The following is a 13,209-nucleotide window of genomic DNA, read 5'->3' as shown; positions in this document are numbered from 1 at the left end:
AAACTAAAACTTGATTGAGCGGCTGGGAATTAGCCTGCCCCGCTTCTGTTTTATTCCTTATTTTCTTCAAGCGGACGTGAATAACGGGCAATGTCAGCCAGAATCGTTTGTGTAAATTCAGCCACTGTTTCCGTATGAGTCTGCTTGCTACCATATCGGCGGACATTGACTGTTCCCTCTGCCATTTCTCTGTCACCGACAATCAGCTGATAAGGAATTTTTTTGGTTTGGCTCTGCCGAATCTTGTACTGCATTTTTTCATTGCGGTCATCAACATCCACCCGTACCCCGCGGTCGCGAAGTTCTTTAGCTACTTTCCAGGCATAATCCGTATGAACATCATTTGAAATCGGAATAACTGTAACTTGATGCGGCGCCAGCCAAGTTGGAAAAGCTCCCTTATACGTTTCAATGAGGATAGCTGTGAAGCGTTCCATCGTTGAAATAACTCCGCGGTGGATCATAACAGGACGGTGTTCCTCACCATCAGCTCCGATATAGCTGAGCTCAAAACGTTCCGGCAGCAAGAAATCCAGCTGAATAGTTGACAGTGTTTCTTCATTTCCGAGAGCGGTTTTTACTTGAATATCAAGTTTTGGACCATAAAAGGCCGCTTCACCTTCGGCTTCATAATAGTCAAGCCTCATATCGTCCATTGCCGCTTTCAGCATAGCCTGGGCATTGTCCCACATTTCATCGTTATCGTAGTATTTATGCTTGTCCTTAGGATCACGGTAAGACAGGCGGAAGCGGTAGTCAGTCAGATCAAAATCTTCATAAACATCAATAATCAGCTGCAGTGTCCGCTTAAATTCTTCCCTGATTTGTTCCGGAGTGACAAAAATATGCCCATCATTAAGTGTCATTTCACGAACCCGCTGTAAACCTGACAATGCTCCGGATTTCTCATAGCGGTGCATCATTCCTAACTCAGCAATGCGAATTGGCAGCTCTCGGTAGGAGTGAACTTGGTTTTTATAAACCTGAATGTGATGCGGACAATTCATAGGCCGCAGAACAAATTCTTCACCATCTCCCATGTCCATTGTCGGGAACATATCTTCCTGATAGTGCTCCCAGTGGCCCGACTGCTTGTAAAGGTCTACAGAAGCCAGAGGCGGTGTATAAACATGCTGATAACCAGAGGCGAGTTCTTTATCAATGATATAGCGCTCCAAAATACGCCGAACCGTCGCACCGTCAGGCAGCCAGAAAGGCAGCCCTTGCCCCACTTCCTGACTGATCATAAATAAATCGAGTTCTTTTCCAAGCTTACGGTGGTCGCGCTCTTTAGCCTCCTGAAGGCGCTTCAGGTAGGCTTTCATATCCTTTTTATCAAACCAAGCCGTTCCGTAAACCCGCTGCATCATGGCATTATTGCTGTCACCCCGCCAATAAGCTCCGGCAACATTGAGCAGGCCAAACACCTGAATCCTGCCGGTTGACGGAACATGAGGACCGCGGCACAAGTCGACATATTCCCCTTGGCGGTAAATGGTTAAACCGCCATCATCTTCTGAATGCTCTTCAATCAATTCCAGCTTATAAGGATCGTCTTTAAAAATAGACCGCGCTTCCTCTTTGCTAACTTCTTTACGCTCACTGGGGAAGTTCTCTTTAACAATCTTGCGCATCTCTTCTTCAATACGCGGTAAATCTTCATCGCTAATCTGTCCATCTTCATTATCGGTATCATAGTAAAAGCCGTCTTCAATAGCCGGACCGACTCCTAAATGAAGGTCTGGAAAAAGCCGTTTAGCCGCCTGAGCAAAAAGATGAGCTGCAGAATGGCGTAAAATTGCAAGCGCATCTTCGTGGTCAGGTGTCACGATTTCAATACTGCCGTCTTCAGTAATAGCACGGGTCGTATCAATTAGTTTACCGTTAACTTTACCAGCCAAAGCCTTTTTAGCCAGTGAATTACTGATACTTTGAGCAATTTCAAAAGTTGTAACACCAGATTCAAATTCGCGGACAGCGCCGTCAGGAAAAGTGATTTTAACCATATTATTCTCCTTATATAAAGATACAAAGCCCGTTTAAAGAGCAAAGCAAAAATAGGAAATTGACGATGTTTCTTTAGAAACAAGGAAATTTATCTTTTTTGCACAGCTCTTAGGGCGTGTTCGATTCCAACAAGATACAAAGCCCGTTTAAAGAGCAAAGCAAAAATGACGGTAAGCCAGAAATCTGTGATTTCGTAGGCGCACCTCTGCCAGAACGACTAGAAAGCTGCGGTCGGCTGTGAAGACTGCAAAGCTTTCAGACGTTTACGGCTGACGGTAAGCCAGAAATCTGTGATTTCGTCTGCGCACCTCTGCCAGAACGACTAGAAGGGTGCGGCAGGCTGTGAAGACTGCAAAGCCTTCAGACGTTTACGGCTGACGGTAAGCCAGAAATCTGTGATTTCGTCTGCGCACCTCTGCCAGAACGACTAGAAGGGTGCGGCAGGCTGTGAAGACTGCAAAGCCTTCAGACGTTTACGGCTGGCTAACTGTGAAATCAGTTCTATATTTGACCATGCTTTTTCCCTCATCTCTTAGGCCGTGTTCAATTAAACCAAGATACAAAGGCCGTTAAGAACGCAAAAGGAAAGTAGGAGACTGACCGATGAATCCAAAAAGATTCGAGGTCAGGCTATCTTTTTCCCGCAGCGTTTAGGCCGTGTTCAATTATTATCATTAATTTTCAGCGATTGTTCTTTGTCAGACAGGAACAACTCAAGAGCTTCTTAGAGACTATTACTCAGCTGCTGAAAGCATTCTAACACCACCAGATAAGACCGGTCAGCCTAAATCAAGCTGATACGGACTTTCGTCATAAAAATCTTTTTTAATCATTAACTAAACGTATAACATTACCAACATCACCTATCATGACCAATAGTTCTTCTGCTGAGCAATTTGAACCATATTGCTGTTTTTTACTGACGGTAAGCTTCTCCAACAGGGTACTGCCACCTCAAATAAAAAAACGGCGCCCGCAAAGGACGTCGCAACGTGGTTCCACCTTTATTTATCTAACAGTTCAGCATAGCTTTTACAAAAGCACAAACAGACTGCAGACCTCATTAAGGCTCTAAGGTGGCCACCCTTTTATGTTTGCATAAAAACTAAGGAAGGAGTATTAGATAGCACTCTTTGCACTTCTTCCACCATCAAGCGCTCGCTGCCAAACTTCTAAAGAGTATAAACTGCCTAACATGTCTTCGTCTGTTATTATAGCATGATTTCTAAAATTTTCAAGTCTCTAATTCAAAAAATCCCGAATGGAGCTGACAAGTTTCCCCGGCGCTTTAACCACCTTGACAGATGTTTTGGCCGTCACTCTAACAGCCTTGCTGGGCAGGCTGATAGCACGCTTAGCCAAACGGAAAGTACGGCTGGACGCCGGTCTCTGCTCACTCTTTACAGTTAAGGAAAACTTCTCTTGTTTTTTAAACTTTTCAGAAATTAGAACATCCAAGTAAAAAGCATAAACAGACTTAGCAAAATGCTGGGCTGAAAGCTCATACATCTTAGCTTCATAGGCTTTTTCAGTCATCGCTGGTGTACTGACAATAGCATCGATGACAGCATCAGCCAAATCTTCCTCTTTATAAAACAACGTTCCAAACATTTTATCCGTAATCAAATCATCAAGATAAGGGTTGCCATGCGCAATCACCGGCCGGCCGCTGGCTAAACTTTCCACATAAGTCAACCCTTGTGTTTCGCTGGTAGAGGCACTGATAAAAAAATCTGCTGCTTTATAATAGAGCGCTACCTGATCATGGGAAATCATTCCTGTAAAAAGAACAGACTGTCCAAGCTGCAGTTCTTCTGCTAAATCTTGTAATTTCTCTAAGTAGGGACCGTCGCCTACAATGACTAATTTCACTCGGGGATTAACCGCCAGAATAGCGGGGAACTGCTGCAAAACAGCCTGAATATTCTTTTCATAAGACACCCGGGACAGACTGAGAAGCATGGTCTCATCCTTAGAAATGCCTAATTCTTCCCGCAGAGCAGCGATTTGGCTGTATGTAATGTCTGCCCGCCTATACTCTTCAACATTGATACCAGTAGGAATAATCCGCTTAGGAATTTTTACATTATAACTTTCTAAGAGATTGTAAACAATTCGTGATGGACAAATAACGCCATCTAAATCACTCAGGTAACCGCGGACAATATACTTGACCATACCTGGCTTAACCAATCGGCCTTTAGCAATATAACCGACATAATCCTCATACTGGGTATGGTAGGTATGGATCACAGGGATATGCAGAGCAGCAGCAACCAGCTTCCCCAGCAAACCTAAACTAAACTCTGTCTGAGTGTGAATCAAGTCCAGCTGATAGGCTTTAGCGATTTTGTAGGAAGAAATTAGCCCCCTATAGACAATACGGCGATCCGTAAAGGAAATAAAAGGAACACTCGGCAGACGGATAATAGTCGGATCCTCAAAACGTTTCACATTCCGGTCCGTCGAAGTAAAAATATAAACCTCATGCCCTTCTTTTTCCAACTCTTCTTTTAGCGTCCGGATACTGGTTGCCACACCTGAAACCTGCGGAAAATACGTATCCGTAAAAAGACCTATTCGCATCTTATAACTCCATTACTTTTTCATAAACTTCAACAAGCTGCCGGCCTACCCTGTCCAAACTGCGGCTCTCGGCAACTGCATACCCTTTTTGGGGCTTGTCATTGCTGCCGCCTAAAACAAACCGCAGGGCAGCTACAAAACCAGAAACATCGCTGGCAAACTCCGCTTCACTCTTATCCAGCCAGCCCTGATAAACAGGAATATCGCGCAAAACCAGCTGCTGGCGGCTGGCTAAAGCTTCAAGGACAACAATCCCTTCAGTTTCTTCACGGCTGGGGAAAAAGAAGGCATCGCTTCCGCTCATTGCCCCTTCAAAAACATCCCCTTTAATATAGCCGGCAAAAGTCACATTATCAGGATGTTTTTTGGCAACAATCCGGCGAACCCGCTGCGGAATAACCAGCTTATTTGTCTCACCGAACCAAATAAAACGGACATCCGGCATCGCTTCGGCGACCTGAACAAATTCATCTATTCCCTTGCGGATAAAATAAAGCCCTGCACACATCACAACCTTCTGATCGGCTGATAAACCAAAATAATCTCTAAAGGCTTTTTCTTTTTCCTTATCCTTTGTGTAGCGTGACAGGTCAATACCATTAGAAACAGCATAAATGGGCTTATTGATGCCGTAGCCCTCTATTAAAGCCTTTGAATAAACTGTAGGAGTAATAATTGCATCTGCCTTACGGTAAAAATGGCAGAGATGCCTTCTAAATAAAGGGGCCAGCAAATTGGAACCAATAAAAGAATCACGAAAATCTTCTTCAGTTGAATGCCCATGCATAATGACCTTTTTACCAGCTTTTTGGGCCTTACTCATTAGACGCCAGCTCTTAAATCCGTAAGTATTAATATGAACCAGATCGTAGTCTTCATCAGGATCCGTTGTGTAAGCCTGACCGACTAAGTCAAGAGCCCGCTTTTGATGCTTAATTGCTCGGCCGATACCTGATTTTCGCAAATAATTCTCAGCCTCTAGATACAGTAAAACCTTCATAATCCTTATTATATCTCATTTTTCATAAATTTTCAGCAAGAGAACAAAAAAATCAGCCCTAAGGCCGATAACAAGATACAAAGCCCGTTAAAAGAGCAAAGCAAAAATAGGAAAATTGACGAAGAGTCACTAAGACTCTAGGAAATTTTATCTTTTTTGCACAGCTCTTAGGGCGTGTTCAGTTCATCAAGATACAAAGCCCGTGAAAAGAGCAAAGCAAAAATAGGAAATTTATCTTTTTTGCACAGCTCTTAGGGCGTGTTCAGTTCATCAAGATACAAAACCCGTGAAAAAATCCGTATGAAAATAGGGGAGGGCAAGTGATGCCTAAGCATCACGATGTCAGCCATCTTTTTCACTAGGATTTTAGAGCGTGTTCAGTTTATCAGGCTGTCTTTATCTAGCCAAGCAGAAACAGAACCTGCTTCGACTGGAAATTCGGCCCAACCGTCCTGACCGATTACCACCTCATCAGGGCAGTTCCCCAAATAGTCAATAAAGACTTTGCCTTGATTGAACGTTCCCATATTAACGTTCTTCCATCCCTTGTCACTGTTACTGAGTAAAACAGCCAAACCGTGCGGATGCTCTTCACTGCCTAAACAGGTCCAGGCAATACAGTTAGGATGATCGAAATAATCCACCTGCTCACCGTAGACATAATACTGCCGTAAAAACGTTAACTTATCCAGAAGCTGGCGAAAATCCTGCTGGGCAAAATCTCCTGAAATACCGAAATAATCACCGTAAAAAATACAAGGCAGACCTTGCTGGCGCAAAAGAATCAGCGCATAAGCCAGAGGCTTGAACCATTCCTCTACCGTTGACTCTAAAGCCTGTCCTCGCTGTGAATCGTGATTATCCACAAAAGTAACCGCTAAATCAGGATTTGCCTGCATCAGGCTGCCATCAAGAACTGCAGAAAGATTAAACTGGCTGCCTTTTTGCCCGGCTTCATAAAAATTCATATGCAGGACGACATCGACCAAACTGAATGTTTCTCCCACCTGTTCAAGATAGTCCTGCGTCATACCCGCATCATTTTTCCAATACTCCCCAAAAACATAAAGATCAGGATTGATAGACGTGCGGATATATTGAATAAAATCAGCCATGAACTCCGAGTCAATATGCTTAACCGCATCCAGCCGGAAACCTCCTATCTGAGTTGCTGTTAAAAACCAGCCCGCCCAGTCTTTCAGATGATTAACCACTTCTGGATGTTTAAAATCAAGGTCATCATACATCAGATAATCAAAATTGCCATTTTCATTATCGATACGGCTTTGATCCGCCCAGCCTTTGTTATCTCCCAAGATAAGATAGATCCCTGTTTCATCATGCAGGGCGTCATAATCTACCCCTGTAAAATGGTACCAATGCCAATTGAAATCATTATAAGTGCCGTGCCGTCCGGGAAAGGTAAACTCAGTCCAGGCTTCAATTTCAAAGGGTTGAGACAGCGGGTTCTGACGGTTGTCCGGATCCATCCTGAGGACGGAAAACCGCTCCTTCTTGTCTCCATTGGCCTTATGATTCAGCACAATATCAGCAATCGGCATAATGCCAGCTTGTTTCAAAGACTCAACAAGAGCCAGATAATCTTCTTTACTGCCGTATTTTGTCCTGACAGTACCGTTTTGATCAAATTCTCCCAGATCAAATAAGTCATAGACACCATAACCGACATCATCTGCACTTGTCCCCTTAAAAGCCGGCGGCAGCCAGATTTTAGTCAGTCCTAATTTTTGAAAAAGAGGCAAGTCCTCCTGCAGACGGCGCCAATGTCCCCCATCTGCAGGCAGATACCACTCAAAAGCCTGCATCATCGTTTCATTTACCATTTAAGTCATCTGCTCTTTCTTTAATGAGTTGCTCAGTGCAGGTTTAACCCACTTGATGCCTGAATTCAGCTGACAAACAGAAATATGCTGCACTTACCGGGTTGTCCCTCGTTCAGTTATGCCATGATTGAGTAAAATTTCTTTTTCTTCCAGTTCTTCCTTATTCATGATTTTGGTCAGCATTCTCATACTGACAGCACCTAAGTCATAAACCGGCTGGCTGATTGAGCTGAGGTTAGGTCGAGTATACTGGGTGATCGGCGAATCATTGCTGGTCATGATTTCAAAATCTTCCGGTACCTTTCGCCCAGCAGCAAACAGACCGTTCAAAAGACCGGCAGCCAATTCATCTTCAGCCACTATTGCAGCGGTAGCTCCGGAATTGATAACACGCTGAGCCAGGTCGTAACCCTCTTTATAATTATACTTAGCTTCAAAAACCAAACCTTCTTTGAAGTCCAGTTGATTTTTCTTAAGCCCTTCTCTATAACCAGCCAAACGGACTTTTCCATTGATATCATCAATCAAAGGTCCGGAAACAAAAGCAATGTTGCTGTGCCTCTTGGCCAAGATATCGACAAGATCAGTTGCGGCCTGTTTGTAATCGATATTGACACTAGGCAGCTGGTGTTCCAAGTCAACAGTGCCCGCAAGGACAATCGGTGTCCGTGAACGAGAAAATTCTGCCCGAATTTTTTCTGTCAAATGGTGTCCCATAAAAATAATGCCGTCTACCTGTTTAGCAAACAGTGTATTGACCACATTCACTTCTTTATCGTCGTCTTCGTCACTTGAAGCTAAAACGATATTATATTTGTACATAGCTGCAATATCGTCAATCCCTTTAGCAAGAATGGAAAAATAATTATTAGCAATATTAGGAATCACAACACCGACAGTTGTCGTCTTCTTACTGGCCAAACCGCGGGCAACGGCATTAGGACGATAATCCAGACGGTCAATAACTTCGAGGACTTTTTTTCGGGTATTTTCTTTGACATTCTTATTCCCATTAACAACACGGCTGACTGTAGCCATTGAAACACCGGCTTCTCGTGCAACATCGTAAATTGTGATTGTATCATCTGTGTTCATTAGACTTCTTCCTTTCTATTTGAAAATGACGCTTTCAATGTTATTTTAACACCTTTTGGAAACACTTTCAAGCTCTAATAACCTTTTTTGAAAAAGTTTTCAAAAAAGCATTTTAAATACACTTGATTTTTCCTTTCTTTTTTGAAAAAATAGATAAAAAGATAACTCTTTGCAGCAGCTTATCTTCTCCGTTTATTCTATCAGAAGAAGGTTACTTTAATGACAAAATTAGATCAAATCCGTTCTTATCTCCATGACAAAAAGGCTGATATTGCCGTCTTGTCTGATCCTGTAACCGTCAATTATTTAACAGGTTTTTACTGCGATCCGCACGAACGGCAAATGTTTCTCTTTGTATACAGTGACCGGCAGCCGGTTCTTTTCCTGCCGGCTCTTGAAACTGTACGCGCCAGTCAGATTTCAGATGTTACAGTTATCGGGTATGATGATTCTGAAAATCCTTGGCAGATACTGAAAAATGCTTTGCCCTCAACAGCTGGACAAATTGTTCTGGCCGAATTTGATCATCTTAATGTGACAAAATTCCAAGGCCTGCAAACAGTCTTTGAGGGACATTTTCAAAACCTGACACCTCAGATTCAGAAGATGCGTCTCATCAAATTACAAGATGAGATTGAAAAAATGATGACAGCCGGTCAGTTTGCGGACAAAGCGGTTCAAATAGGCTTTGAGCACATTTCACTGGAGGCTACAGAAACAGATATCGTTGCGGCAATTGAATTTGAAATGAAAAAACAGGGCATTAGTAAGATGAGTTTTGACACAATGGTTTTGACCGGAAACAATGCCGCCAACCCACATGGTATCCCTGGTAGAAATAAAATTGAGAACGATGCGCTTTTGCTTTTTGATTTGGGAGTCGAAACACTGGGTTATACCAGTGACATGACGCGCACAGTGGCTGTCGGCAATCCCGATGATTTCAAAAAAGACATCTACAAACTTTGTTTAGAAGCACAACTAACTGCCCAAGAGTTTATCAAGCCCGGTGTCACTGCTGCTGAAGTAGATGCTGCAGCTCGAAACGTTATTAAAAAAGCAGGCTATGGTGACTACTTCAACCACCGTCTCGGACATGGCCTTGGTATGGCAGTGCACGAGTTTCCTTCCATTATGGAAGGAAATGAGTTGGAAATTCAAGAAGGCATGTGCTTTTCAGTTGAACCTGGTATCTACATTCCTGGAAAAGTTGGGGTACGTATTGAAGATTGCGGCCATGTCACAAAATCTGGCTTTGAAGTCTTTACACAAACACCAAAAGAATTGCTTTACTTTGAAGGGTAAGCATGAAAACTGGGGTGCTCTTGATTAAACAGCTGTAAAAATGGTTTAAAGGCTGAGGCAAAGCGAGGTGCAGCAATAAAGGCAGGGAAACTCCCTGCCTTTTTCTGTTTAAGTCAAGTGATATGCAAGCCCTACACCCATTTTTCAGAAATAAGACAGATTATCACTTTTAAAATATTGTTGATACTTTTTATAACTCTCGATAATCAATCAGTTCAACGTCTTGCTGGCTAAGCCATTGTTTGACATCAGGGCTTGTTAGCACAGCAACTTCTTGTGTTCGAGGAATGGTTAGGCTGGAGTGCGTTAGAATGTCATCATCAAGATAACCGGGGTGAAAAACAGCCAGCTGGATCACTTTTTCATCTGCCTTTGTCACCATACGTTTTAGCATATCAAAAGGATTGTAATCTGGCGCCATCGATTCCATATTGAACTGAACCTGTGACTGGCCTATCTTAAGGGGAGCCCCTCCCATAGAAAAACCGGAATATTTCAAATGGTATTTATCTGCTACATGCTCCAATCCTTTAAAGAAATTGTCTGAAGCTACCGCATGCCCTTCGAAGTAGTCCGGCTGCCGGCCGAAAAGTTCTACAAAACGATGGTACTGTGCTTCAATTTCCAAGACCGCTTCCTCAAAGACAACAAAATCTTCCTCAGCAGAACGGTATACTTTCGATGATTTAAACGCACCATTCTCATCAACCAGACTTGGAATAAGCTCAGGATTCGTTAAAGGCTTACCTGCACAAATGTTAGTATGTACGCCAAGTGCCAAATCACAGTCTTTGATTAAATCAACACCGTGCTGGGTGGCCGGCATATTGACCATAACACCAAGGCTCGAAATCAGCCCTTCCTTGACCGACTTTTCAATCCCATAATTAACCGCCTCAGAATAACCGAGGTCATCTGCACGTAAAAGAATTTTTTTCATTATTTCCCTTCTTTCAAAGCTTCACTCTCTTTTTCAAAACCGATAAAGTAAGTTAACAGGGCTGTAGCAGAGAAGGCAATGAAAGATCCGATACAGCCATTGATGATATTCGTTGTTCCGCCGCCAACAAATCCGAGGACAGACAGAAAATTAGACGCCCCCATCAAATAGTTGGCAACACCGGTCAGACCGGCATAAAGACCACCAAGCCCTCCGCCTATAGCTAAAGCAATAAATGGGCGTTTATAGCGCATACCGATACCATACAGAGCAGGTTCAGTCACCCCGCCTAATATACCTGATACAAAAGCCCCGAAGGCCGTTGCCTTTTGTTCTTTATTGCGAATTTTGATAAAGGCACCAAAAGCCATGCCAAAAGCTGCCCATGTTGCAGCAAAGCCAGCTACTGTAACAAAGTTATCATAGCCATTTTGTGCAATACCTGCAATAGCAAAAAGGATTAACACCTGATGCATGCCGGTCATGACTAAGAATTCCCACAGTGCTGCGACAAGCGCTATCGCAATAAAACCGCCAAAATCTCCAAAACCAATCAGTCCTCGGCCGATAAAATCACCAAGGATATTTCCCAGCGGCGCTAAAGCAATTAATTCAATCGGAACCGTGATTAAAAGCGTTAAAAAAGGAACGAAGATAGTGGATAAAACATCCGGTACGATTCTTTTGAAAAACCGTTCAACATAAGTCATCACCCATACGGTCAAAATAATGGGCAGAATAGACTGTGAATAATCATAAACTTTGGTAGACAAAAAGCCATAAATATGAAAAGTCTGTCCATTTAACGCTGTAAAATCAGGAACTAAAAGGAGAGCCCCCAGCATGGCCCCCAGCAGCTGGCTGGCTCCCAGCTTTCTTGCTGCTGTAAAACCTAAGAAAATAGGCAGAAAATAGAAGAAAGCACTGTAGACAAAACCGCACAAAAGATAAGTATCATCTTGGGCAGAAACCAGGTGAAGCAAATCCGGCCCGATAACGACCTGAATCGTCTTAAACATGGCCGCCCCGATCAAGGCAGGAATTAGCGGCGTCATTGAACCGGACAGGTAATTCATCAGACGGGAGCCTATGCTTTTTAAGGTCAGTTTCTCCTTCGGCTGGTCTAAATTTTCATCAATCGGCTTTTCAGCTATCAAGCCTGCTAGCCGGGTAAATTCTGGATAAACTTTAGCAACATTTTGCCCGATAACAATCTGATACTGCCCGCCGGACTCAACAACTGCAATAATACCTTGAATAGCCATTAAGTCATCTTTTTTGGGAATTGATGTATCTTTTAAATTCAACCGCAAACGTGTCATACAATGGGTTGCATTGCTGATATTTTCTTTGCCGCCGACAGCCGCAAGAATTTTTTCAGCCATTAATTTATTATTATCAGTCATTTTCTTCTCCATTTCTATTAATGTTTTACTCTCAGGTCATCAGCCAAGGAAAACACGGTTAAAAAAAGATGATTTAATCATGATTGGCGGCTGCTCTCCCGCCGCTTTTCTCGTATAACCTATTGAGATGCACCATAAGGTAAAGTAACTCATCATCAGATTGAACTATATCCTGAGTCTGCCGGATATAGTCCATGATGGCTACAGCAGCTTGGTAGACAGCGGGCTGTGCTGCACGTAAATGCTGTAAAATAGCTTTATTACCGTCAATAAAAGTTTCACCTGAACTCAGGCGCTTCAAATAATAGCGGATATGAGCCTGAAAACGCTGGTAATTAAATTCATCACGGTCAATCACAATGTTTAGCTGCTGTTCAATAAGCTGAGTTATGATTTCAATCCGTTCCTCAACAGCCTGCGCTTCCTCGTCAATCGTGACATCTGTCCGGCTGTTGATAAAGTGCATAGCAATATTGGTAACTTCGCTGTGAGGGAGGGTAAGATTCAGTGAAGCATTAATGATACTTAAGGCTTCTTCTGCCAGCTTGGTCTCTTTAGGATAGAGCTGAGCAATATCTTGTGAAAAAAGAATTTTCATTTCCTTGAACTCCTTCAGACGCTTAACCGCAAACTGAATATGATCGGCCAGACTGAAAACCAGAGTCGGGCTGAGCCTGCCAGCTAGTTTCTTCTGAGCTTTTTGAACAATTTCTACACTGAGCAGCATTAAATCTTCAGGAATTTCATCTAATAGTATCTGGAAGTGCGGATCCAGCTTATAAAATGTCATATCAATCTTTGATAAATCATTTAACTGATACGGTGTTCTGGGAAAGCCGATTCCGCGCCCAAAAGCAATTAAATCTTTACCATTATCATCTACACATGCAGCAACATTGTTATTAATCTTTTTAATAACCTTCATTTTCTGTCTACCTTCAACCTCTTTTTAACTGCGGGACTTTCTCCCGGACTGCAAAAAAAACTCTCCGAAGACACACCACACCCCTTTACTGAAATGTTTTG

General features: G+C 42.9%; 9 protein-coding genes. 1 reads left to right on the top strand and 8 read right to left on the bottom strand.

What is annotated here, in order from left to right; all coding sequences use genetic code 11:
- Positions 1-50 precede the first annotated feature (50 nt).
- The 5 genes from thrS to ccpA form a co-directional block, all read right to left on the bottom strand.
- Positions 51-2,006: a threonine--tRNA ligase gene (gene thrS / locus A0O21_RS02490; RefSeq protein WP_067060719.1), complete on the bottom strand. Its 1,956-nt coding sequence runs from the start codon at positions 2,004-2,006 to the stop codon at positions 51-53.
- 1,243 nt (positions 2,007-3,249) lie between these two features.
- On the bottom strand, positions 3,250-4,593 hold the full coding sequence (locus tag A0O21_RS02485; protein WP_067060716.1) for a glycosyltransferase family 4 protein: 1,344 nt from the start codon (positions 4,591-4,593) through the stop codon (positions 3,250-3,252).
- Between the two features lies 1 nt (position 4,594).
- Positions 4,595-5,593: an LTA glycolipid anchor biosynthesis glycosyltransferase, IagA/BgsA family gene (locus tag A0O21_RS02480; protein WP_067060713.1), complete on the bottom strand. Its 999-nt coding sequence runs from the start codon at positions 5,591-5,593 to the stop codon at positions 4,595-4,597.
- Between the two features lie 377 nt (positions 5,594-5,970).
- Positions 5,971-7,437 carry an alpha-amylase gene (locus tag A0O21_RS02475; protein WP_067060703.1) on the bottom strand — a complete coding sequence of 489 codons (1,467 nt, stop codon included), beginning with the start codon at positions 7,435-7,437 and terminating at the stop codon, positions 5,971-5,973.
- A gap of 93 nt (positions 7,438-7,530) precedes the next feature.
- Positions 7,531-8,532, bottom strand: a complete 1,002-nt coding sequence (gene ccpA, locus A0O21_RS02470; protein ID WP_067060701.1) for a catabolite control protein A — start codon at positions 8,530-8,532, stop codon at positions 7,531-7,533.
- Between the two features lie 219 nt (positions 8,533-8,751).
- On the opposite strand from ccpA, the gene A0O21_RS02465 reads away from it, so the two are divergent.
- On the top strand, positions 8,752-9,837 hold the full coding sequence (locus A0O21_RS02465) for a M24 family metallopeptidase (protein WP_067060697.1): 1,086 nt from the start codon (positions 8,752-8,754) through the stop codon (positions 9,835-9,837).
- A 190-nt stretch (positions 9,838-10,027) separates the two neighbouring features.
- Here A0O21_RS02465 and A0O21_RS02460 read toward each other — a convergent pair whose 3' ends face one another.
- The 3 genes from A0O21_RS02460 to A0O21_RS02450 form a co-directional block, all read right to left on the bottom strand.
- Positions 10,028-10,777: a ChbG/HpnK family deacetylase gene (locus A0O21_RS02460; protein WP_067060694.1), complete on the bottom strand. Its 750-nt coding sequence runs from the start codon at positions 10,775-10,777 to the stop codon at positions 10,028-10,030.
- Entirely contained in the window at positions 10,777-12,183 is a 1,407-nt protein-coding gene (locus A0O21_RS02455; RefSeq protein ID WP_067060692.1) for a PTS transporter subunit EIIC, read from the bottom strand. Before A0O21_RS02455 ends, A0O21_RS02460 begins: the two co-directional genes overlap by 1 nt.
- 73 nt (positions 12,184-12,256) lie before the next feature.
- Positions 12,257-13,108 (bottom strand): PRD domain-containing protein, encoded by an 852-nt coding sequence (locus A0O21_RS02450; RefSeq protein ID WP_067060691.1) that lies wholly within the window; start codon positions 13,106-13,108, stop codon positions 12,257-12,259.
- Positions 13,109-13,209 lie beyond the last annotated feature (101 nt).

The sequence above is a fragment of the Streptococcus pantholopis genome (genome assembly GCF_001642085.1).
Taxonomy (GTDB): Bacteria; Bacillota; Bacilli; order Lactobacillales; family Streptococcaceae; genus Streptococcus; species Streptococcus pantholopis.
The sequence above is the reverse complement of the archived record's forward strand: the minus strand, read 5'-3'. Positions and strand labels throughout refer to the sequence as shown.

Excerpts from the sequence above, each read along its gene's own strand:
- A0O21_RS02480 (WP_067060713.1), bottom strand. The coding sequence starts at position 5,593 with ATGAAGGTTTTACTGTATCTAGAGGCTGAGAATTATTTGCGAAAATCA.
- A0O21_RS02485 (WP_067060716.1), bottom strand. The coding sequence starts at position 4,593 with ATGCGAATAGGTCTTTTTACGGATACGTATTTTCCGCAGGTTTCAGGT.
- ccpA (WP_067060701.1), bottom strand. The coding sequence starts at position 8,532 with ATGAACACAGATGATACAATCACAATTTACGATGTTGCACGAGAAGCC.
- A0O21_RS02460 (WP_067060694.1), bottom strand. The coding sequence starts at position 10,777 with ATGAAAAAAATTCTTTTACGTGCAGATGACCTCGGTTATTCTGAGGCG.
- thrS (WP_067060719.1), bottom strand. The coding sequence starts at position 2,006 with ATGGTTAAAATCACTTTTCCTGACGGCGCTGTCCGCGAATTTGAATCT.
- A0O21_RS02475 (WP_067060703.1), bottom strand. The coding sequence starts at position 7,437 with ATGGTAAATGAAACGATGATGCAGGCTTTTGAGTGGTATCTGCCTGCA.
- A0O21_RS02450 (WP_067060691.1), bottom strand. The coding sequence starts at position 13,108 with ATGAAGGTTATTAAAAAGATTAATAACAATGTTGCTGCATGTGTAGAT.
- A0O21_RS02455 (WP_067060692.1), bottom strand. The coding sequence starts at position 12,183 with ATGACTGATAATAATAAATTAATGGCTGAAAAAATTCTTGCGGCTGTC.
- A0O21_RS02465 (WP_067060697.1), top strand. The coding sequence starts at position 8,752 with ATGACAAAATTAGATCAAATCCGTTCTTATCTCCATGACAAAAAGGCT.